21 protein-coding genes are annotated in these 20,934 nt (G+C 55.2%); 7 read left to right on the top strand and 14 right to left on the bottom strand.

Features of this window, described 5'->3' with window-relative positions:
- The 4 genes from glpX to IF205_RS12170 are packed head-to-tail and all read right to left on the bottom strand — an operon-like array spanning position 1 to position 4,562.
- Positions 1-972 (bottom strand): class II fructose-bisphosphatase, encoded by a 972-nt coding sequence (gene glpX, locus IF205_RS12185; protein ID WP_259779640.1) that lies wholly within the window; start codon positions 970-972, stop codon positions 1-3.
- Between the two features lie 36 nt (positions 973-1,008).
- Positions 1,009-2,319, bottom strand: coding sequence for a homoserine dehydrogenase (locus IF205_RS12180; protein WP_375542648.1), 1,311 nt, complete (start codon positions 2,317-2,319; stop codon positions 1,009-1,011).
- Positions 2,319-3,545, bottom strand: a complete 1,227-nt coding sequence (locus IF205_RS12175; protein WP_259779639.1) for an LL-diaminopimelate aminotransferase — start codon at positions 3,543-3,545, stop codon at positions 2,319-2,321. The genes IF205_RS12180 and IF205_RS12175 overlap by 1 nt, the downstream gene beginning before the upstream one ends.
- A 39-nt stretch (positions 3,546-3,584) precedes the next feature.
- Entirely contained in the window at positions 3,585-4,562 is a 978-nt protein-coding gene (locus IF205_RS12170) for an OmpA family protein (protein WP_259779638.1), read from the bottom strand.
- Positions 4,563-4,799: 237 nt separating this feature from the next.
- On the opposite strand from IF205_RS12170, the gene IF205_RS12165 reads away from it, so the two are divergent.
- Together IF205_RS12165 and IF205_RS12160 are read left to right on the top strand one after the other, a co-directional pair.
- A complete protein-coding gene (locus tag IF205_RS12165; RefSeq protein ID WP_259779637.1) occupies positions 4,800-6,605 on the top strand; it encodes a PHA/PHB synthase family protein in 1,806 nt (601 codons plus the stop codon).
- 133 nt (positions 6,606-6,738) lie between these two features.
- On the top strand, positions 6,739-8,400 hold the full coding sequence (locus IF205_RS12160; protein WP_259779636.1) for a GAF domain-containing sensor histidine kinase: 1,662 nt from the start codon (positions 6,739-6,741) through the stop codon (positions 8,398-8,400).
- Positions 8,401-8,561: 161 nt separating this feature from the next.
- Here the strand turns inward: IF205_RS12160 and IF205_RS12155 are convergent, their stop codons facing one another.
- From IF205_RS12155 to IF205_RS12125, 7 genes are all read right to left on the bottom strand, one after another.
- Positions 8,562-9,086, bottom strand: coding sequence for a gamma carbonic anhydrase family protein (locus IF205_RS12155; protein WP_259779635.1), 525 nt, complete (start codon positions 9,084-9,086; stop codon positions 8,562-8,564).
- A 62-nt stretch (positions 9,087-9,148) separates the two neighbouring features.
- Complete coding sequence (locus IF205_RS12150) at positions 9,149-9,982, bottom strand: glutamate racemase (protein WP_259779634.1); 834 nt, start codon at positions 9,980-9,982, stop codon at positions 9,149-9,151.
- A 92-nt stretch (positions 9,983-10,074) separates the two neighbouring features.
- Positions 10,075-10,659: a histidine phosphatase family protein gene (locus tag IF205_RS12145; RefSeq protein ID WP_259779633.1), complete on the bottom strand. Its 585-nt coding sequence runs from the start codon at positions 10,657-10,659 to the stop codon at positions 10,075-10,077.
- Positions 10,656-11,249, bottom strand: a complete 594-nt coding sequence (locus IF205_RS12140) for a nucleotidyltransferase family protein (protein ID WP_259779632.1) — start codon at positions 11,247-11,249, stop codon at positions 10,656-10,658. The genes IF205_RS12145 and IF205_RS12140 overlap by 4 nt, the downstream gene beginning before the upstream one ends.
- A 12-nt stretch (positions 11,250-11,261) precedes the next feature.
- On the bottom strand, positions 11,262-12,326 hold the full coding sequence (gene argC / locus IF205_RS12135) for an N-acetyl-gamma-glutamyl-phosphate reductase (protein ID WP_259779631.1): 1,065 nt from the start codon (positions 12,324-12,326) through the stop codon (positions 11,262-11,264).
- Between the two features lie 91 nt (positions 12,327-12,417).
- Positions 12,418-12,681, bottom strand: a complete 264-nt coding sequence (locus tag IF205_RS12130) for a hypothetical protein (RefSeq protein WP_259779630.1) — start codon at positions 12,679-12,681, stop codon at positions 12,418-12,420.
- A gap of 57 nt (positions 12,682-12,738) precedes the next feature.
- A complete protein-coding gene (locus IF205_RS12125) occupies positions 12,739-13,161 on the bottom strand; it encodes a VOC family protein (RefSeq protein ID WP_259779629.1) in 423 nt (140 codons plus the stop codon).
- 98 nt (positions 13,162-13,259) lie between these two features.
- On the opposite strand from IF205_RS12125, the gene IF205_RS12120 reads away from it, so the two are divergent.
- On the top strand, positions 13,260-14,204 hold the full coding sequence (locus tag IF205_RS12120; protein WP_259779628.1) for a LysR substrate-binding domain-containing protein: 945 nt from the start codon (positions 13,260-13,262) through the stop codon (positions 14,202-14,204).
- Here the strand turns inward: IF205_RS12120 and IF205_RS12115 are convergent.
- Positions 14,165-14,674: a DinB family protein gene (locus IF205_RS12115; protein WP_259779627.1), complete on the bottom strand. Its 510-nt coding sequence runs from the start codon at positions 14,672-14,674 to the stop codon at positions 14,165-14,167. The genes IF205_RS12120 and IF205_RS12115 overlap by 40 nt on opposite strands.
- A 185-nt stretch (positions 14,675-14,859) precedes the next feature.
- On the opposite strand from IF205_RS12115, the gene IF205_RS12110 reads away from it, so the two are divergent.
- Positions 14,860-16,053 (top strand): putative manganese transporter, encoded by a 1,194-nt coding sequence (locus IF205_RS12110; RefSeq protein ID WP_259779626.1) that lies wholly within the window; start codon positions 14,860-14,862, stop codon positions 16,051-16,053.
- 183 nt (positions 16,054-16,236) lie between these two features.
- Positions 16,237-17,442, top strand: coding sequence for a putative bifunctional diguanylate cyclase/phosphodiesterase (locus tag IF205_RS12105; protein WP_259779625.1), 1,206 nt, complete (start codon positions 16,237-16,239; stop codon positions 17,440-17,442).
- A gap of 9 nt (positions 17,443-17,451) precedes the next feature.
- On the opposite strand, the gene IF205_RS12100 is transcribed toward IF205_RS12105, so the two are convergent.
- Positions 17,452-18,342, bottom strand: a complete 891-nt coding sequence (locus IF205_RS12100) for a LysR family transcriptional regulator (protein WP_259779624.1) — start codon at positions 18,340-18,342, stop codon at positions 17,452-17,454.
- A gap of 114 nt (positions 18,343-18,456) precedes the next feature.
- On the opposite strand from IF205_RS12100, the gene IF205_RS12095 reads away from it, so the two are divergent.
- On the top strand, positions 18,457-19,056 hold the full coding sequence (locus IF205_RS12095) for a short chain dehydrogenase (protein ID WP_259779623.1): 600 nt from the start codon (positions 18,457-18,459) through the stop codon (positions 19,054-19,056).
- Positions 19,057-19,090: 34 nt separating this feature from the next.
- Here the strand turns inward: IF205_RS12095 and IF205_RS12090 are convergent, their stop codons facing one another.
- A complete protein-coding gene (locus IF205_RS12090; protein ID WP_259779622.1) occupies positions 19,091-19,552 on the bottom strand; it encodes an Lrp/AsnC family transcriptional regulator in 462 nt (153 codons plus the stop codon).
- 132 nt (positions 19,553-19,684) lie between these two features.
- Here IF205_RS12090 and IF205_RS12085 point away from each other — a divergent pair, with 132 nt between their 5' ends.
- Entirely contained in the window at positions 19,685-20,899 is a 1,215-nt protein-coding gene (locus IF205_RS12085; protein WP_259779621.1) for a methionine gamma-lyase, read from the top strand.
- Positions 20,900-20,934: the final 35 nt, after the last annotated feature.

The raw sequence follows: 20,934 nt of genomic DNA, 5'->3' as shown, positions 1-20,934 counted from the left end.
TTACCAGTTGAGCCAGGTTTTACGATTGAAGTTATGAATGGCTTCAATCTTACGGACCGTGCCGGATTTCGAACGCATGACCAGCGTGTGTGTGGTTGCCCGGTCAGCATAGACACGAACACCGCGCAGCATTGCACCATCGGTCACACCGGTTGCCGCGAACATCACGTCGCCGGACGCCATGTCATGCAGGCTGTATTTCTTGTCGAGGTCTTCGATACCCCATTTTGCAGCACGCGCGCGTTCGTCATCGTTGCGGAACAACAGGCGGCCCTGAATCTGGCCACCGATGCAGCGAAGAGCAGCCGCTGCCAGAACGCCTTCCGGTGCCCCCCCGCTACCCATGTAGATATCAACGCCGCTGTCCGGCTCTGCCGTCGCAATCACACCGGAGACGTCGCCGTCACCGATAAGAAGGATACGGGCACCGGCATCACGGACAGCCTGGATCAGGTCGGCATGACGCGGACGGTCCAGAATGCAAACCAGAAGGTCGGAGATGTCCTTGCCTTTGGCTTTGGCGACGCTCGTCAGATTTTCCTGCGGCGTTGCGTCCAGATCAACAACCCCTTCCGGAAGACCGCCACCGACGGCGATCTTGTCCATGTAGACGTCAGGCGCGTTCAGGAAGTTACCCTCTTCCGCCATCGCGATAACGGCCAAGGCGTTCTGGCCGCCCTTTGCGGTAATCGTGGTGCCTTCGAGCGGGTCCAGCGCGATATCCAGCTTCGGGCCTTTACCGCTGCCGACCGTTTCACCGATATAGAGCATCGGTGCTTCGTCCCGTTCCCCTTCGCCGATCACGACGGTACCGCTGATGTCCAACGCATTCAGCGCCGTACGCATACCATCAACTGCAGCCTGGTCCGCTGCCTTTTCATCACCGCGGCCCATCCAACGGGAAGCAGCCAGTGCCGCCGCTTCGGTTACGCGCGCGGCTTCCAGTGCCAAGTTACGTTCTTCAATGCTCATTTCAGACTTGTCCCTCTACGATCGGGTCTGATGCCCTTAATCTTGAAACCGCTCTATACGGATAAAACACGCAGGCTCTTTGACCGCATCCATTCTCTCAATCTGTTCCAGCGCCTGCCGGATAGATGCCTCACTGGTCTCATGGGTGGTAAGAACCACCGAAACCGGCGCACCGGGATCACGGCCACGTTGTAATACTGCTTCCAGCGAAACTTCCGCATCGCGCAAGGCTGCAGTGATATCGGCCATTACGCCCGGTTTGTCCACAACAACCAACCGAACATAGTAAGCGCCGATATGGCTATCCATCGGCAAAGTAGCTTTTTCCGCCAATTGCGCCGCCGGCATTCCAAAGACCGACACAATCCGGCCACAGGCAATATCAACGATATCTGCTACAACCGCCGACGCCGTCGGCCCGCCGCCTGCGCCACGCCCTTCCAGCACTGTCGTGCCGACAAAATCACCCTCGGTCACAACAGCATTGAACACACCTTCAACAGATGCGATCGGAACATCCATCGGTACCATGACCGGATGCACCCGCTGGAAGATACCATTGCCACAATCTTCCGCAATACCTAGCAGCTTGAACTTGAAACCCAGTTCATTTGCATAGTCGATATCGGTCGGCGTGATCCGTCGGATACCTTCAACATAAACACTATTGAAATCAATTTTTGCACCGAACGCGAGGCTGGCAAGAATCGACAGCTTATGCGCGGCGTCAATACCGTCGACATCGAATGTCGGGTCCGCTTCGGCATAGCCGAGTTCCTGCGCTTCCGCGAGAACATCGTCAAAGCTTCGCCCGGTCTCGCGCATGGTCGTCAGAATGTAGTTACAGGTGCCGTTCAGAATGCCGTGCAATGAAGAAATCCGATTGCCCGACAACCCTTCCCTAATGGCCTTGACCACGGGGATGCCGCCCGCTACGGCCGCCTCGTAAGCCAACCCCAGGCCTTTGGCTTCCGCGACTTCCGCCAGCTCATGCCCGTGATGCGCCACCAGAGCCTTATTGGCCGTAACCACATGCTTACCGGACGCAAGGGCTGCCTCACAGCTTGCCTTTGCCGGTCCGTCGCTGCCGCCGATCAGTTCAACGAAAACATCGGCTTCTTCGCTGCGCGCCATCTCGACCGGGTCGTCATACCATTTGTAACCACCGAGATCACAACCCCGGTCACGGTTACGGTCACGGGCCGAAACGGCCACGATTTCCAAGGCTCGCCCGGTACGATTTTGCAGGATGGAGGCCTGCTGTTCCAAAAGCTTGATCGTACCGACCCCGACTGTTCCCAGCCCGGCAATCGCTATCTTGAACGGTTTACCAGCGTCAGCCATCATCAAGCCTCCGCGTCTTTCGACAGTTTCATATTACCTCCACCCAAAAAGTCGCGGATATTGCGCAAGGCCTGGCGTGTACGGTGTAGGTTTTCCACCAGCCCCAATCGAACATGGCCGTCACCGTATTCGCCAAAACCGACGCCCGGCGCCACAGCCACTTTCGCTTCCTGCAACAGAAGCTTGGAAAATTCAAGAGACCCCATTTCCTTAAACTGCTCCGGCAAAGGCGCCCAGACAAACATCGTCGCCTCGGGTTTAGGCACTTCCCAACCCGCACGAGCCAGACCATCACAAAGAACGTCACGGCGTTCCTTGTATACGGCGCGGATTTCCTCCACGCAGTCCTGCGGACCATTCAGGGCTGCGGTTGCCGCCACCTGAATAGGCGTAAACGCGCCATAGTCCACATAGGATTTGATCCGTGCCAACGCCGCGATCAGCGTTTCATTACCGGCTGCAAAACCGACACGCCAGCCCGGCATGTTATAGGTTTTGGACAGTGACGTGAATTCAACGGCAATATCGCGTGCGCCTTTGACCTGCAGAACCGACGGCGGCGGATTGTTCTCATCGAAATAGATTTCGGAATAGGCAATATCCGACAGAATGTAGATACCGTGGTATTTGCAGAAATCCACAACCTCTTCATAGAAATCCAAATCCACGCATTGCGCCGTCGGGTTTTGCGGGAAGTTCAGAACAACCGCCAGCGGTTTGGGAATGGAATGCTTCACCGCACGCACCATTTCGCGCATGAAGTCTTCCTGGAAGCTGTTGTCGCCGCCACAGGCAGGCATATGACGCACCGCGCCTCCGGCAATGATGAAACCGAAGGAATGGATCGGATAACAGGGATTGGGCGCCAAGACGATATCACCCGGGCTGGTAATCGCCTGGGCAAGGTTCGCCAGTCCCTCTTTCGACCCCAAGGTCGCAATCACTTCCCTGTCCGGATCGAGCGTCACATTGAAACGCCGCTCGTAATAGCCAGCCAGCGCCTTGCGCAATCCCGGGATGCCACGACTGGTGGAATAGCGATGGGTCTTCGGATTCTGCACAGCTTCGATCATCTTGTCGACGATATGCTGTGGCGTGGGCATGTCCGGGTTTCCCATGCCAAAGTCGATAATGTCGTCGCCCCTCGCTCGCGCGTCCGCCTTAAGCTTGTTTACTTCAGCAAAGACATAGGGTGGCAAACGCTTGATGCGGTGAAATGCTTCGATCATGGTAACTACTTTCGACGATCGGCGGGACGATCAGGTTATTTACTTATACAGGATGAAAACTTCTGCGCGACGGTTGTAGGCCTGGGCCTGTTTGGTGTTGCCAGTGTAAAGCGGCTGAGCTTCACCACGGGCATCTACCTGGATCACCGACTTGGGCACGCCACGGCGTACCAGTTCGGCGGCAACCGCACTGGCGCGGTCCAGGCTGACTTTGAAATTCACAAGCCCGGCACGGGTCTTGTTCTTGGTGCCAGCCGAGGAACTCGAGTGGCCGACCACCTTGATGCCTTTACCGTTCTGTTCGCGGTAAAGCGCCACGATCTGGCCGACAACCTCGCGGTCATGGGAGGACAACTGGGTCTGCCCATCACCAAAATAGATATTGGCCACATGTTTACCGGCAACGGCAGCTTGTGGTTCTGCCTGCGCGACCTGGGGTTGCGCGGCACTGGTGCGGGCGCTGGGTTCCGGGCTGGGCGGCGGCGTCATTGCCTTTTGCGGCGAGGACGCGGAGGCCAGAGGCTCGGCGGACGGTGCAGGCTGTGGCTGTTCACGAACCGGACCGGCGGCAACGACGGCAGGTGCCTGTGTCGGCTCAACTGCAGACGGCGCGGGCTTCACCGACGACGCAACCGGCGGTTCCTCCGGAGTCTGTTCCGCCTGACCAACGAGGTTTGACGTCGACCCCTGCAACGAGCGCTCAGGATAGGTACCGCTACGAATCACCTGGTCCGTATGATGAGCATTTTCCATGTCCGCGATCAGGCCGGATTTCAGCTCTTCATAGTCTTCCTTGATGTCCGGTGTCTGCGGACGTTCGGGCACCGATCCGATTGCAGGAAAGTCTTCGCCTTCACCCGGCACGGTCTTGGCTTCCGCATCCTTCGCCGGTTTTTCTTTTTCGTCTTCAAACCAATTGGTTGGATTTGCTTTCGAGATCCATTCGGATGTCTCACATCCCTGCACCATCAGGGCCAATCCGACGCAGGCTAGAACTTTCTTATAATCAGACACCATTTCGATCCCGCTTCAAAAGAACTGTGTTGGTAGTTGGGACATAGCACAGCCCTGGCCAACCCCCATTCATTCGACGGCGCATCATAGGCAAGCGCCGCCCTTGCCGCAACACACTTGCTATATTCTCATCACACTCAGGCCAGACTGTCATATACACGTCAATTTTCTTCCTTTGAATATGGGAAATAGCATTCTACTCTAAATGCTTAGGATACAGTGATTGGAAGGGAGATGTGCATGAGCGAACAAAATAACTCCCGGGATACCTGGCCTGACCCGGTCGAATGGACCCATATGATGTCTGACGTCGCCGAACGCAGTCAGCAACTGGTTGCTAACTTCCTTGAACACCAGCAAAGCGGCCAAAATGCGGCAACCGGCCACCCAGACCCGCTGAATATCGGGCAGGCCTTCTTCCACATGACGCAGGCCATGCTGACAAATCCGCAGACGCTCATGGAGGCTCAGGGGCGCTTTTGGCAGGATTATATGGCCCTCTGGCAAACCACCACTCAACGCATGTTCGGCGACGAAACGGGACCTGTCATAGAACCGGATCAGGGCGACAAGCGCTTCAAGGATGAGACCTGGGAGCAGAACACGCTTTTTGATTTCATCAAACAGTCCTACCTGCTTACTGCCCGCTTCTTGCAGGAATCGGTCCATGACCTGGAAGGATTGGATGAGAAGCACGCCAAGAAAGTCGAATTTTATACCAATCAGTTTGCTCATGCGCTGGCGCCAACCAATTTCCTGATGACAAACCCTACGGCACTCAAGGAAACACTGGACAGCCGTGGTGAAAATCTCGTCAACGGCCTGCAAAATCTGCTTAATGACATCGACCGGGGCAAAGGCCGTCTCAAGATATCAATGACCGATCCCGAAGCCTTCGAGGTTGGCGTGAATATAGCAACGACACCGGGCAAGGTTGTCTATCAGAACGAGCTGATGCAACTGATCCAATATACCCCGACGACAGAGCAGGTTTACAAACGCCCCCTGCTGATCGTGCCTCCCTGGATCAACAAATTCTACATCCTGGACCTGAAAGAAAAGAACTCCTTCATTCGTTGGGCCGTCAGCCAGGGCCATACGGTCTTTATCATTTCCTGGGTCAATCCGGACAGAAACCTCGCGAACAAGACCTTCGAAGATTATATGCTCGACGGCCCCTTTGCGGCCCTGGATGCCATCGAAAAGGCGACCGGGGAAACGGAAGTCAACGCGATCGGTTATTGCCTCGGCGGAACCCTCCTGTCCGCGACGCTTGCCTATATGGCCGCAAAGGACGACAAGCGCATAAAATCAGCGACCTTCTTCACCACGATGGTCGATTTTGAAGATGCCGGTGAGCTGTCGATTTTCATCGATGAGGAACAACTGGAGCATCTCGAGCATCTGATGCATGAGCGCGGTTATCTCGACGGCAGCGAAATGGCGACCACGTTCAACATGCTCCGCGCCAACGACCTGATCTGGTCTTTTGTCGTGAACAATTATCTGATGGGACGGCAGCCGTTTCCCTTTGACCTGCTTTACTGGAATTCCGATTCCACCCGCATGCCAGCCGCCATGCACAGTTTTTACCTGCGGAATATGTACCAGGAGAACAGGCTGATAAAACCGGGGGAAATCGAACTTCTCGGCGAACCGATTGATCTGCGTAAGATAGAGATACCAACGTTTATCCTGTCCACACGCGAAGACCATATCGCCCCCTGGGAAGCGACTTACCGCGCGATATCCACCTACCGGGGTAACAACAAGTTCGTGCTTGCCGGGTCCGGCCATATCGCGGGGGTCATCAACCCACCGGGTGACAAGATAAAGTATGGCTATTGGACCAATACGAGGTCACCGAAAACTCCTGATGAATGGCTTGCAACAGCCAAGGAACACAGCGGGTCCTGGTGGCCTGAGTGGCAAAAATGGATTGCCAGAAAGGCCGGTACGAAAGTGACCGCCCGGCAACCCGGCGACGGAAAGCTGAAGGTTCTGGAAGATGCACCTGGAAGCTTTGTAAAAATGCGAACGGAATAGACAGACGGGGCATCATCCGGCCCCGGCTGGTTTATTCCCTTCGATAGGAAGATAGGCTACTATTATTTTCTAGTATCTTGCTAGAAGCGCGGACTGATACGCGTATTTCGTGGGATGAAACTGTCGCGTCTTGATGGGCCAGAAGAACAAATCGGGGTTAACCGCAACAAACAACGAAAGTGATCGGGAGATCATTGACCGGACGCTTTATTTCATCGCACAGCGCGGCTGGAAGGAAAGCGAGGGAGATTTCCTGACCGCGCTTTGCCTGTATCTCACATCAACATTGAATGTCCGATACGCCCTGATCGGCAGGGCAATCGGAACTCCCCCGACCGATGTTGAAACTATTGCCCTGGTCCGGGGAAACGACGTTCTGCCACCCATAACCTATTCTTTGGCCGGAACACCCTGCGAGTCCGTCAGCAATCAAAACATCTGTTGCTATCCAACGAATATCCAGGAGCATTTTCCCAACGACAGGATGCTGGCCGATATGGGGGCGGCTTCCTACATCGGCGTGCCTTTGTGGAATTCCCAAGGTGAGATACTTGGCCTGATTTCCCTTATCAACAGCGAACCACTTGGCAATACGACCCTGCTGAATACCGTATTGCAGATTGTCGCGGTGCGCGCCGCGGCCGAGTTGGAACACCGCCTTGCCGAAAAACAACTTACCGAACAGCAACAACAGATCCAGGCGACCTTTGACAATGCAGGCGTTGGCATCGCTTACATCGAGACGAATGGCGACCTGAAACTCGCCAATCAGAAGCTCTGCGACATGCTTGAGTACAGTACCGGCGACCTGCAAGTCATGTCCGTACGCGATATCACCTTCCCCGCCGACTGGGACAAAAGCAGGGAGGCCATGGAGCGCGCCCTTTCCTCCCCACCCGGCCTACACAGCTATACCTTGGAAAAACGTTATGTTGCGGCCAGTAATCGGATCATCTGGTGCCTGGTCACCGTAACGCTTGTCCGGGATAGTCACGGAAACCCGGACTATTTTGTAACGGTCGCGGAAGATATTACGCGTCGCAAAAGCTACCAGGAACAACTCCGCCAGGCCCGCGACGAGGCAGAGCGTGCGAATAGGGCAAAATCGACTTTCCTGGCGAATATGAGCCATGAGTTACGCACCCCTCTCAATGCAATTCTGGGTTTCGCGGAAATGATGGATGAGGAAATCCACGGAAAGATCCCGGAGAAATATCGAGACTATGCCTCTCATATTCGAAAAAGCGGGCAGCATCTGCTGCACCTGATCAACGAGATTCTCGACCTCTCACGGATCGAGACAGGCAAGCTTGAACTGGATATATCAGACTGCAATCTTCCGGCAGTTGCCCATGAGGTGCTGGAGGAGCTGGCAATAAAAGCGCAGATTGAATCCGTAACCCTGAAACTGCAGATCAATCCCCAGGACTTTCCCATTGTCCAACTGGATCATCTGCGCATACGACAGACCCTGACCAATCTGGTTCACAACGCGATTAAATTTTCTCCGGGCGGCACCGTTACAATCCAGTTGGAAGCCACCCACAGCGCCCTGAAAATATCTGTCACCGACACGGGGATCGGCATGAGCAAAGAGGATATCGCGGTCGCACTGTCCCTCTTCGGCCAGGTCGAAACCGACTATCTTTCCAAGAAATCAGAAGGAACCGGCCTCGGCCTGCCGCTTGCCAAGCAGTTTGTGGAATTACAGGGAGGCAAGTTAACGGTTGCCAGCAAACAGGGCGAAGGAACAACGATCACGGCCTATTTTCCCAATGCGGTAGGCGGACAATAAAGCCACAGCCCTTACCAAAAAATCGAAAGCCTCCCACTTTCGGGAGGCTTTGCCATGTTTCGCCTTGCGACTGTAGACCTTAAGGGAGGGTTTGCGCTTTGGTTTGAAATGCTGCAGCACAACTGCTTCCATACTTCGCCGTTTTGGCGACTTTCTTTTTCTCATGTCTGGCTCTCCTTGTGACGCTTTGCCAATGTAACATAGTGGGGTGCAGTCCATTCCATCATCTGTTTGTCCTGCGCGCCCAATTCGCGTATCGCCTTTGCAGGCACGCCGGCCCATAGCTCGCCGGATTTCACAACACGGCCAGGTGGCACCAGCGCACCGGCAGCAACCATCGCCCCGCTTTCGACAAGAGCACCGTCCATGACGCAGGCCTTCATCCCGACGAAAGAACCGCTTTCCAGAGTACAGGCGTGGATAATCGCCATATGCCCGACGGATACGTCGTCACCGATATAAGTACCCTGACCATGGGTTGCCACATGGATGATCGTACCATCCTGGATATTTGTGCGCGCGCCAATGCGGATTTCATTCACATCACCGCGCAGGACACAGCCATACCAGATCCCGCTATCCGCCCCGACTTCCACATTTCCGATTATATCCGCCGAGGGCGCGACAAAGGCCGTTTCATGGATAATCGGCGAAAATTCTTCGAAAGGCAGGATATTCTTCGGCATAACCATGTCCCAAGTTGCAAAACTAATGGGTTATAGCCTCAGTTACTGTTTTCGTCACCCGGTTAGGCCGCCTGCCCGAAAGACAGGTCCTGGCCGAGAAAGCGACGAGCTGCCCTATGGGCCCGTCTGGGGTCTCCGGATGTGAAACAGGTCAGTTCGCCCTTTCCCTCACTCACCAGCCCGAGAGTTGTATTGCGGCGGATATAATTTTCCAGACTGTGCGCCACGATATCCGGCTGGCTCAAGACTACTGTGTTGGCAGTAAGATGACGGCGAAACATTTCACTGACCAGCGGATAATGGGTGCAGCCCAACACAACTTCATCCAGATTGTCGCGACATTGCCGCTGTAGCCGCCTGACATAGGTGGCAACCAGGCTGTCCAACACATCGGGACAGGCATCGTCTTCTATGGCCGCAGCCAGGGCCGGACAGCTTTGCGGCACCAGATGAACGCCACGTGCCCGGCGGAATACTTCCTCCCCCAACGCATTGCAGGAAACCGTTCGCGCTGTTGCGAAAACAGCGACCGTTTTTCTGGGGGCAGGCCGCGGTTTCTTCTGACTCCATGCGACCCCGGTGATTTGTTCAATCAACGGGACAAAGACACCCAGCACACGCTTGTCAGGATGCCTTTCAGCCAACCAGTTCTGCTGAATGGGCCGCAGTACAGTCGCCGCAGAAGTATTGCAGGCAACCACCACGAGCGAGCATCCCTGACGGAACAGGAAATCAACGCTATGGCAGCCCCGGTCATAGAGGTTGCCCAAGTCCTTTTCCCCATAGGGAGCGAAGGCATGGTCACCAAAATAGACAAAGTCGACTTGCGGCAAGGCACGGCGCAAGGCTCGTAAAACCGTCAGTCCGCCAGAACCTGAATCATACACCCCGATCATTACACTCTCCTCACATTCACTGCGAGAATTATCGCACCGTGATTCAGGCTGAAATGAGGCGGCAGTTAGGCTATTCAGGACCAGTGAGGCGCCTAAACCGGGATAGTTTCCGTTTCTGCCTCTTCAAGGAATTTCGCCCGCCAGGGCAGATTGCGACGCCCGATGGGCTCATGAAAAACAGGAACACTGTTCGGCAGGGGAATATCATCGAAAACACGGCAATACCGCTTTACTGCCCAGTAGACCGCGCCATGGGCAACGATAAGCGGCGTCCCCTCACCTTCTTCGATCGCTTCGTTGATGGCACGACGCGACCGTTCAATGAAAACATCGCAGGGTTCGGCCTCTTCAATATCCGCACCGAGGCGCCATTGATGGAACCAGTCGCCCATCATAGTCCCCTCCTGCACGCCAAAATGCGCCTCGCGCAGATTGTCGATATAGGTGATCGGCAATTGCAATTCACGATTGACGATTTCAGCCGTCTGTCGTGCACGCTGCAGCGGACTGCAGACAATACGGCTAATCTCGATACCCTTCAGCAGGTCACGTGCGCGTTCGGCCTGTGCCATCCCGGTCTCATTGAGGGGAATATCCGCACTGCCCTGCATACGGCCTTCACGGTTCCAGTCCGTTTCACCGTGACGAAGATAATAAAATGGTCGCGCTGTTATCATAGTGGCACTTTAACCTTAAAAGGTGACAGGGACATGGCGGGATCGTCCGACAAAAACTTTACATGCGGCCAACGGCGTAACCAGCCCTTGTCTTCGGCCCGCCGTCGCAAATGACCAAGGCGCTGGTAGCCGGACGCCGTCGGTCTCAAAATACCGGCCATAAGGTCCTGCAGTCCATAGGGGCCCAGAATCTCCATCTGGTTTTGCCCATCAAACCGCACGGATACCGTAGTAGCCGTCTCAAGCCAGTGCCCAAGACCATCGACCAGATCCCGATAGGGATCGTCGCCATGCTTCAGATGCATACGCGCCTGATTTTTGACCGACCACGGAATGTCCGGGGCCGCGTTTCTCAATACAGTTTCAAAGGTCTTTTCCGTCGCCTCGTCGATATCCTGACGGTCGAAATAGACAATATCAACGTCATCCAGCGGAAGCCGTATCGGCCCTCCCAGCCAGTCCCAGACCAGGTTTCTGACGAAACCGGCGCCGATCCAGACATCCGGCATGACGTCCCGAAGTACAGACAAACAGCGGACCCGCCAGGGGTCCGCCATTACAAGATCACGAAGCTGTTCCGTATGCTCCATGGTCCCCCGCTCTTATGGGAACATTGCCACGAGATCCAGGCCGGCCGTTTCCGGCAGACCGCACATCACGTTCATATTCTGGATCGCCTGACCGGATGCACCTTTAACAAGGTTGTCCGTCACCGATACCAGGATCGCCCGCCCCGGCACACGGTCAGCAAACACGCCGATCCGGCATTGGTTGGTTCCGCGCACATGACGCGTGGCAGGGGCCTCACCCAGCGGCGTGACATGAACAAAGGGCTCATCGCCATAGCGTTTGGACAGGCATTCATGCAGGTCCTCATGAGACTTCGCACCACCAGCCAGCGTCACATAGCAGGTTGCCAGAATACCGCGGTTCATCGGCATCAGATGCGGCGTAAAGCAGACACGAACGTCCTTGCCGCCATTGGCGCGGATAATCTCCTGTTCGATCTCACAGGCATGGCGATGCTTGGCAATCGCATAGGCGTGAATACCTTCCGAGATTTCCGCATGCAGGTTTGCCTGCTTTTCCGCGCGGCCTGCGCCGGTCACGCCGGACTTGGCATCGATAATGATGCCGTCTGCCTCGATCAGCCCCGCTTCGATCAGCGGAATCAGGGGAAGCTGAGAGGTCGTAGTATAACACCCCGGGTTGCCGATCAGGCGCGCCTTGGCAATATCGGCCCGGTGAATTTCTGTCAGACCGTAAACCGCCTCGGCCTGCAGGTCTGGTGCCTGATGGGCATGACCATACCATTCCGCATAGGTGTCCAGGTCCGCCAGCCGGAAATCGGCAGACAGATCGACGATCTTTTTATCCGGCGCTTCGGCCATGACTTTAGAGATCACTTCCTGGGTCGTGCCATGCGGCAGGCCACAGAAAATCACATCCGCCTGGCTCCAATCCGCTTCCTCAATGGAAATCAGCTTCGGCAGGTCCATAAAGGCCAGATGCGGAAACACATCCGCCATTGTCTGACCGGCATATCGGTTTGCGGTGAGAAACGCGATTTCTGCGTTGGGATGATTGTGCAGCAGTCGGAGCAGTTCGGCACCGGTATAACCGCTGGCACCCAACACGCCGATCCGTATTTTCTGTTGCGTCGTCATTTCTCTCACCGTTTGTCATACAAATTCAGAACGTAAAGGCCGCGCAAGGCGGCCTCTGAGGTTATAAGCATCTTTGGCAAAACAAAAAAGGTCATTCATACCCGCTCAGGATACGGACAACGAGAAAAACACCTAGCACAGCCAGGAACAGGAGCAGAAAACGCTTGCCCCATGGCCCTGAAATCGTCCCCTGGTATCCCTCTTCCGCCTGCTTCATCAGCTCTTTATTGCGTTCCGTTGCGGCCTCGGCATTACCACCGCCCATAAAGCCACCGGCCTTACCCAGTTCTGCCAGGTCGAGCTTGGCGTCTTTTTCCTTTGCTTCATGAATTTCTTCGCGGTTTTTGGGTGCCATGGGGGATCCTTTCCTGATCCCCCATTACAGCCATAGTCCAGCCGGATTCAAAAGGCCTTATTCAGTCGCAAAAAGGCTTTCCGGGTTTCTGAATGACTTAAATTCAAGACCGTTTCCGGATGGATCACGGACAAAGAAGGTTCCCTGTTCGCCTGGCTCGCCTTCAAAACGAACGCGCGGGCCGATCAGGAATGCGACCCCCGCCTCACGAAAGACTTCCGCCAGCGCCTCCCATTTGTCCCAGGGCAGGACTGCCCCGAAATGCCGGACCGGGACGTTATCGCCGTCAACCTCGTTGGTTTTAGCGAGATCGCACTCATCCGGTTTCACATGGGCGGAAATCTGGTGGCCGAAAAAGTCGAAGTCGATCCATTTTTCAGCTTCCCGACCGACCGTGCAACCAACAAGGTCCACATAGAACCGGCGGGTCTCCTCCAGGTCACGAATGGGAAAAGCTAAATGAAAGGGAGGCATTGCCATTGCATCAATCCTAATCCAAGTTTCTCTTTATTGTTAGATAAACTCCGTCTTTTAAGTTATCAAACCAGATATTTTCCTATTTTCGATAGTTTTTCTAAATGAGAAAAAGCACACCACCGCTTAATGCCCTACGCGCCTTCGAAGCCGCGGCAAGGCTGGGAAGTTTTTCCAAGGCCGCAGACGATCTGTGCGTCACCCCCGGAGCAATCAGCCAACAGGTTGCCGGACTGGAAAGCTATTTGGGGATACCCCTGTTCGATCGCGTCAGAAAACGCCTGCAGTTGACAGAGGCAGGCCGGGCCTATCTTCCACCCCTCTCTGCCGCCCTCGACCGCATGGAGGCGGCCACGGTTGATCTGTTGGCCCATGGTGGACATGGCGGCGACCTGACCATCGGCGCGCTGCCGACGTTGGCGGAACGCTGGCTGATCCCGCGTCTGCCGCAGTTTCAGGAAGGCCATCCGGAAATCCGTATTCGCTTGAAAACCCTGGAGGTGAACTTCGCCACCCCCAATCGCGAACCGGACCTTCATGGCGGACAAATTGACCTGGGCCTCTTTTTCGGCGACGGCAACTGGCCGGGTCTGGCAGCAGAAAAACTGATGGAAGAAACCTTGGTGCCTGTGGCTGCAGCAGAGTATCTGGCTGCGGAGAGCGTGCCCCTACCCCTTGAGGTAATCCGGGACTTCCCCTTGCTGCACCACAGCACACGCCCCGGAAGCTGGCGCGCCTGGTTCAATGCGGCGGGCCTTGAAACAGAACCAGAGGACGGCCACAGCTTTGAGCATTTCTTCATGTTGATCGAGGCGGTACGGGCGGGTCTCGGGATTGGCCTGCTGCCAATGCACACGATCGCCGACGGCCTTGCCACAGGACAGCTCGTTAAAATCCACCCCCAGAGTTTGAACCCCGGACGTGCTTACTACATCATCCATGAACAGGACCGCTGTGACGATCCGAAAGTGTGTGTCTTCAAGGACTGGCTAAGGACACAGGTCAGGGATCATTCCCCTGCCACCGCAGTTTCCTCAATCATGAAATAGATCAGGTCCAGGGGCGGCGGATTTTGCCCCAGTTGGCTCAGCATCTGATGTACCTGTCCCCGGTGATGGGTGTGGTGGTTGAATAAATGGGTCAGCAGCATGGATAGTGGATAGGCATGCGCCTCGCCAGCCATATTGCGGTAAGACACAATCCGGTCAAATCCCTGTGCATCTGTAGTCTCAACCAGACTTTGGATGCGTTTATCCTCCTGCTGACGCGCTTCACGCAACGTCGGCAGGTCGGCGTATAGTTCCTGATCAAGGGACTGAACAACCGGCCCCTCGCCTTCCATCCGCCTCAACCACGCCCGGTCACCGACCAGAATATGGTTCAAGGTTCCATGGATTGAACCGAAGAAGCCGTATAAATCCCGGAAATACTCTTCATCCGGCAATGCGTTGACAGCATCAAACAGCCGGTTGTTTGCCCAGATGTTATAGCGGGCAAAGCGTTGAAAATGTTCTTTCATATTCCCCCCAATTCGTTTGCGCCGACTGTGGCATGCGACTGCGCAAGGCTCAACTGTTTTGGTGTAAGTCCCCCCGGTCAATTCGATAAATTAGATAACTGTTAGTCAAAAAACCGTCTTTAACATAAGCGATCTGTGTACTATATTTTATTAATAGTGATTCTTATTTGCATATAGAGAATGCCATGACAACCGTTGCACTCAATGCCTGGAACTGGTCGGCGAAACACCTTCAGAAAAGAATTCTCTGGATGTCGCTGGTGGCAGCCCTTGTTGGCCTGATTGCATCCCAATCGGTGGAGGCGCGCCAGATCGTCCTTGCCGCTCTCGCGGACGCCTATATCCAGGTAACCACCTTCGTCGCCATGACACTGGCCCTCTACTACGGCGTGGAGAAATGGCTTGGCGTTGACCTAAGCAACATGCTGACAAAGAATCAAAGGTGGCAGGTTCCTGTTGCCGCCTTCCTGGGGGCCCTGCCCGGATGTGGCGGGGCAATTGTTGTCGTCACTCAATATGTACGCGGGAAAATTACTTTCGGCGCCGTGCTTGCGGTGCTGACCGCCACAATGGGCGATGCGGCCTTCCTTTTACTGGCACAGGCCCCTTCCACCAGTCTCGCTATCTTCGCTCTCGGTTTTGTCGTCGGCACCATTACCGGCATCGTCGTAGACAAGCTGCACGGCCCTGACTTCCTGCGCCAGTCCCCCACCGCTAGCAACCAGTCAACCATTTCTGCCACCGGTTCAAAATCCCCCGGCGACTACCTGAAACCGATTTGGATCACCTTGCTGCTGCCTGGCTCTGTCTTGGGTATCCTGACAGCTTTCCAGGTGGATATAGACAAATACCTGTCCATATCGGCAGCCCCTTCTCCCAGTCTGTGGCTAGGTGCGCTGGGCAGTGTGGTTTGCGTCGCCATGTGGGCACTAACACCCGCAGAGAGCCTGTCACAGAATGTCGCCCCGCAGGATGGCTGCCTTCGGGGCACGACACAGGCCACCATCATCGACAAGGTTGCGGGTGACACCAACTTTGTCACTGCCTGGGTCGTCCTGGCCTTCCTGACATATGAACTCGGCCTCCACTTCTCCGGCATTGATCTAAAAGCCCTCTTCAGTCTCTGGGCACCGGCAATGCCATTGGTAGGGCTGCTGCTCGGTTTCCTGCCCGGATGCGGCCCGCAAGTCGTGGTAACCACCCTGTACGTCAATGGCCTCATCCCGATGTCGGCACAACTGGCCAATGCAATCAGCAACGATGGTGATGCGCTCTTCCCGGCAATTGCGCTTGCACCGCGCGCGGCCTTCATCGCGACCCTTTACAGTGCCGTACCGGGATTGATTGTTGGATACGGCTATTGGGCGATCTTCGAGTAACCAATAAAAGCCGGTCAACACGCTGCTATTTAACCGTTTCTTTACACCCCGGGACTAAAGTCATCTCAATCAATTCTCCGTGGGGTTCAAATGCAGCGTGTTGACCATGAAACCGGTCTGTTGACCAGAGATTCCTTTCTCGAGCACCTTTCGGCCTTACATCAATCAGTCCAGCAGGGAAACTTGTCCGGTTTCCACATTTTCGCCATTGACCTTGAGCCTCTCTTCAATGCGCGCAGCACCCTTTCCCCCGCTGATATCCGCTGGCTCCTCACTTCCCTAAGCCAGCGCCTCGCAGACTATTTTCCCGAAACTGCTGTTATCGGGCGCACCCTTGCGGAAATCACAGCTGTTATCCCGGAGCACGACCCGTCCCGCCTGGGCCGCTTCGCAGAAGATCTGATTCATCGGTTGAACGAACCCTATACAACGCCGGACGGGCGTGTTTTTGACCTGATCCTGAAAGCCTACATTCTGGAATATCCCGGCAGTCTTGGCCTCGATTGCGATATTGCGGATATCGCCCGGTTCCACACCTCTTTCATACAAATCGCCAAGAGCGAGCCAAGCGTCCAACAAATCCATGTTTTCACCTCCCAGTCCAAAGAGCTGATCGCGCAATATTACGACATCGACCAACATCTTATGAATGCCGTCAACAAGAACGAGTTCTTTGTGGTCTATCAACCACGGGTCAATCTGGTGACGGGAGAAATGTCCGGGGCCGAGGCTCTGCTACGCTGGCACAGCGATGACTTGGGTATGGTGCCGCCGAATGTCTTTATTCCACGCGCGGAAAACATCGGTGTCATCCATCAAATCACACCCTGGGTGATCAAGCAGGTTTGCCGCGACATGGGAAAAATGAAGAGCAGCGGCCCTGAATTTCGTGTGGGCATCAACCTGTCGCCGTCCTGCATTTCTGGCGGCTATGTGCCGGACTGCCTTGCGCAGGTCACCAAAGCCGAGAATATCGACCCCGACCGGATTGAGCTGGAGATTACAGAATCCCAACTGGTCAGCCGCACCGATGTCGTGATTGCCCAACTGGAACATTTCCGGGATGTGGGCAGCAGAACAGCGCTGGATGATTTCGGCACCGGTTACAGCACCCTGGCAACGCTTACCGATATCCCCTTGGATATCATGAAAATTGACCGGGAATTCATTCGCCGATTACCGGGGAAAGAACGGGACGTCCGCTTTACGAAGTCCATTAACGATATGGGCAAGGCGCTGGGCCTGACAGTCATTGCCGAGGGGATTGAAACTGCGGAACAGGCCCGTTGCCTCGTCAATGATGTTGGCGTTCACCTGGGACAAGGTTTCTATTACGGCAAGCCCATGCCGTTGGAGGAATTCAACCGGTTTGAGGTTCCCGCCCACTAGGACGCATCGTCAATATTCCGTTTCGAACCAGGTCCTGACAAAGTCAACGAACCGCCGGACTTTCAATGGAATAGCCTTTTGATAGGCATAGACGACATAGATCGGATATTCGCCGGTCTGGAAATCTTCCAGTAAGGGAACCAGTTCTCCCCGCTCCAATTCCTGCTTTGCAAGATAGGATGGCAGCCGGGCAATCCCGGCCCCCGCCTGCACGGCCTGCTTCAGCAGTATGAAGTTGTTGATCGCCAGGCGCCCGTCAATTGGCGCATTGATGAAATCCTCGCCCTGCTCAAACCGCCAGATGGTACTATTCTGGAAGTGACTGTTCACCAGACAGGTAAAACGATAGAGGTCAGTCGGGCTTTCCGGCACACCGTTCCGCTTCACATAATCCGGGCTTGCGCATAGAACCTCCCGCCAGGAACCGACTGGGATTGCCACAAGATCGAAATCCAGATGCGTGCTTGTCCTGATTGCCACATCAATGTTGTCTTCTTTCAGATCCCGAATGCGATTATCCAGATCCAGTTCAATCCGGGTACGGGGATGCTCTTCGGCAAAGGCCAGAACGATATCGTTGAGGAAAACCTCTCCAAACGAGACCGGGGTTGAAATGCGGATCGTGCCAGTTACATCCCCTTGCAGGCTTTCCAACGCCTGCCCCGCCTCATCGGCCGTTTCGACAATCTGCTGGCAGAACCGCAAATAGGTCTCGCCCGCCTCAGTCAGGCTGAGCTTGCGGGTACTCCTGAACAGAAGCTGCACGCCAAGGCCTTCTTCCAGCCGTGAAACCTGCTGGCTGACATGCGCCTTGGAGCAGTTCAACGCCTGTGCCGCCTTGGTAAAGCTCCCCTCTTCCACGACTTTGGAGAAAGTCGCCATGAGTTCAAGCTGATGCATATTGGCCATCCAGTGTGAACAATTGGTTCACAACATAGTGCCTTATCTTTTCGACAAGAAACAATAATTTCTCTTTCAGAGAGCGACCAACAGCAAATGAAAGGGACTTGAGCCATGAAAATCATCCTTGTCGGAGCCAGCGGCACAATCGGTAAAGCCGTCGTGGCGGACCTTGGCGAACGCCATGACATCATCCAGGCAGGACGAAACGGCAAAGACCTCGCCATCGACGTCACCGACCCCGCCTCCATCCGGTCTGCACTGTCCTCTGTTGGCGAATTCGACGCGCTCGTCAGCGCAACAGGCGCGGTCCACTTTGGTGCCTTCGAGGAGATGGACGCGGAGAAGTATGAAATTGGCATCCGCAACAAGCTGATGGGACAGGTCAACCTGGTCCTGATCGGTCGCGACTATATTACTGATAACGGGTCATTCACCCTGACCACCGGTATCCTGTCCCATGATCCAATACGCTATGGCAGCTCCGCTGCCATGGTGAATGGTGCGGTTGATTCCTTCGCCAGGTCGGCTGCCATTGAGATGCCACGCGGTCTGCGCATCAACACCGTTAGCCCCGGCGTCATCACTGAGGCGCTGCCCAATTACGCCCCATACTTCCGTGGCTTTGAACCTGTACCGGCCGCCAAAGCTGCCCGCGCCTACGCCAAAAGCGTTGAAGGATTACAGACCGGACAGGTCTATGCCGTTCAGTAAAGGATATGGCCCTGCCTCAGGCGGGGCCACTTCTTCATGAACTCAGGCTCGGCAGATCGTGTGCGCGCTTGACCACCCCAATAGCGAAATTGGATTCGATTGCCGATATGCCGGGGATACGGTGCAGAGTCTCTTTCATAAAGCGCTCATAGGCCTTCAGGCTGGGTGTTACGATATGCAGCATATAGTCTTGTGATCCCGCCATCAGATAACATTCCAATATTTCATCAACGTCCTTCACCGACGCCTCAAAGGCCTGGACGCTCTCCTCGGAATGTTCGTGGAGTTTGACAGAGACGAAGACACTGATCGGCAGACCGTATTTCTCATAATCGATAATCGCCGTATAGCCCTGTAGGACACCCTCGCGCTCCAGGTTTCGTACCCGGCGCAGGCATGGCGACGGTGACAAGTTCACCCGCTCCGCCAACTCATTATTGGTCAGCCGCGCATTTTTTTGCAATTCCCGGACGATCCGGCGATCTGTTTGATCCATTTCCATGCCCTATGTTGGCAATATCTGCCAATATTTACCCATATCAGCCTCCACTTCGCAAACCAATTGCGCCGCCTTTGCGATAAAATTCCAATAGAGATGAAAAACAAAGACTGCCGGAGGCGACTTCCAATGACACATGACGATAATCTGGGTTTTGAAACGCGTGCGATCCATACAGGGTATGATGCGCAGGAAAACGAAGGCGCTTTGACGCCGCCGATTCATATGACCTCCACCTTCGCCTTTGAAACGGCGGAAGCCGGCGCGGAAATGTTTGCCGGTGAACGGGCGGGCCATTTCTACACCCGGATTTCAAACCCGACACTGGACCTTCTGGAACGCCGCCTTGCCTCGCTTGAAAACGCAGAGGCCGGTTTGTCCACGGCCTCCGGCATGGGTGCGATCACCGCCACGCTTTGGACATTCATTGCCCCAGGTGACGAGATCATCGTCGACAAGACGCTCTATGGCTGCACCTTTGCGTTCATGCGCCACGGTCTGACCAAATTCGGCATCAAGATCACCCATGTGGATATGAGCGACCCGGCAAACCTGAGCGCGGCCATGTCCGATGATACGAAGATCGTCTACTTCGAAACCCCGGCCAATCCGAATATGCGGCTGGTCGATATCGAAGAGATCAGCAAAATCGCCCATACCAAGGGTGCCCGCGTCGTTGTCGACAATACCTATGCCACCCCTTACCTGACGCGCCCGATCGACCTGGGGGCGGATCTGGTGGTTCATTCCGCCACCAAATATCTGGGTGGCCATGGGGACCTGGTTGCCGGTGCCGTTGTCGGATCTGCCGACGACATTATGCAGGTCCGCCTGGTTGGCCTGAAAGACATGACCGGTGCCGTTCTGTCGCCAATGAATGCCATGCTGATCATGCGCGGCCTGAAAACCCTACATATCCGGATGGACCGCCATTGCGAAACGGCTGATATGGTCGCCCGTGCACTGGACGCCCATCCCATGGTCGGCAATGTCTATTTCCCCGGCCTGGAAAGCTTCGCCCAGCACGAACTGGCGAAGAAGCAGATGTCTCAGTTCGGCGGCATGATCGCCTTTGAACTGAAAGGCGATCTGGAAGACGGCATCAAAATGATGAATGCCCTGAACCTGATCAAACGCGCCGTCAGCCTGGGCGACGCTGAAACATTGATCCAGCATCCGGCCAGCATGACCCATTCCACCTATGAGCCGGAAGAACGCCTGGAACATGGCATTACCGACGGCCTGATCCGATTGTCTGTTGGTCTGGAAAAGCCGGATGATATCATCAATGATCTAGTCCAGGCTCTCGACAAACTGTCACCCGGCCAGGCCAAAGCAGCATAAGAAAACCGAAATAACAGGGGTCACCAGGAGGAAAC

Origin of the sequence: Aestuariispira ectoiniformans, from assembly GCF_025136295.1 — a bacterium.
Taxonomy (GTDB): domain Bacteria; phylum Pseudomonadota; class Alphaproteobacteria; order UBA8366; family Aestuariispiraceae; genus Aestuariispira_A; species Aestuariispira_A ectoiniformans.
Note: the sequence above shows the minus strand (reverse complement) of the source record. Positions and strands in the feature narration are given on the sequence as shown.

What these genes read in the sequence shown, in the direction of transcription:
- glpX (WP_259779640.1), bottom strand. Translation starts at nt 972, where the DNA reads ATGAGCATTGAAGAACGTAACTTGGCACTGGAAGCCGCGCGCGTAACC.
- IF205_RS12180 (WP_375542648.1), bottom strand. Translation starts at nt 2,319, where the DNA reads ATGATGGCTGACGCTGGTAAACCGTTCAAGATAGCGATTGCCGGGCTG.
- IF205_RS12175 (WP_259779639.1), bottom strand. Translation starts at nt 3,545, where the DNA reads ATGATCGAAGCATTTCACCGCATCAAGCGTTTGCCACCCTATGTCTTT.
- IF205_RS12170 (WP_259779638.1), bottom strand. Translation starts at nt 4,562, where the DNA reads ATGGTGTCTGATTATAAGAAAGTTCTAGCCTGCGTCGGATTGGCCCTG.
- IF205_RS12165 (WP_259779637.1), top strand. Translation starts at nt 4,800, where the DNA reads ATGAGCGAACAAAATAACTCCCGGGATACCTGGCCTGACCCGGTCGAA.
- IF205_RS12160 (WP_259779636.1), top strand. Translation starts at nt 6,739, where the DNA reads ATGGGCCAGAAGAACAAATCGGGGTTAACCGCAACAAACAACGAAAGT.
- IF205_RS12155 (WP_259779635.1), bottom strand. Translation starts at nt 9,086, where the DNA reads ATGCCGAAGAATATCCTGCCTTTCGAAGAATTTTCGCCGATTATCCAT.
- IF205_RS12150 (WP_259779634.1), bottom strand. Translation starts at nt 9,982, where the DNA reads ATGATCGGGGTGTATGATTCAGGTTCTGGCGGACTGACGGTTTTACGA.
- IF205_RS12145 (WP_259779633.1), bottom strand. Translation starts at nt 10,659, where the DNA reads ATGATAACAGCGCGACCATTTTATTATCTTCGTCACGGTGAAACGGAC.
- IF205_RS12140 (WP_259779632.1), bottom strand. Translation starts at nt 11,249, where the DNA reads ATGGAGCATACGGAACAGCTTCGTGATCTTGTAATGGCGGACCCCTGG.
- argC (WP_259779631.1), bottom strand. Translation starts at nt 12,326, where the DNA reads ATGACGACGCAACAGAAAATACGGATCGGCGTGTTGGGTGCCAGCGGT.
- IF205_RS12130 (WP_259779630.1), bottom strand. Translation starts at nt 12,681, where the DNA reads ATGGCACCCAAAAACCGCGAAGAAATTCATGAAGCAAAGGAAAAAGAC.
- IF205_RS12125 (WP_259779629.1), bottom strand. Translation starts at nt 13,161, where the DNA reads ATGGCAATGCCTCCCTTTCATTTAGCTTTTCCCATTCGTGACCTGGAG.
- IF205_RS12120 (WP_259779628.1), top strand. Translation starts at nt 13,260, where the DNA reads ATGAGAAAAAGCACACCACCGCTTAATGCCCTACGCGCCTTCGAAGCC.
- IF205_RS12115 (WP_259779627.1), bottom strand. Translation starts at nt 14,674, where the DNA reads ATGAAAGAACATTTTCAACGCTTTGCCCGCTATAACATCTGGGCAAAC.
- IF205_RS12110 (WP_259779626.1), top strand. Translation starts at nt 14,860, where the DNA reads ATGACAACCGTTGCACTCAATGCCTGGAACTGGTCGGCGAAACACCTT.
- IF205_RS12100 (WP_259779624.1), bottom strand. Translation starts at nt 18,342, where the DNA reads ATGCATCAGCTTGAACTCATGGCGACTTTCTCCAAAGTCGTGGAAGAG.
- IF205_RS12095 (WP_259779623.1), top strand. Translation starts at nt 18,457, where the DNA reads ATGAAAATCATCCTTGTCGGAGCCAGCGGCACAATCGGTAAAGCCGTC.
- IF205_RS12090 (WP_259779622.1), bottom strand. Translation starts at nt 19,552, where the DNA reads ATGGATCAAACAGATCGCCGGATCGTCCGGGAATTGCAAAAAAATGCG.
- IF205_RS12085 (WP_259779621.1), top strand. Translation starts at nt 19,685, where the DNA reads ATGACACATGACGATAATCTGGGTTTTGAAACGCGTGCGATCCATACA.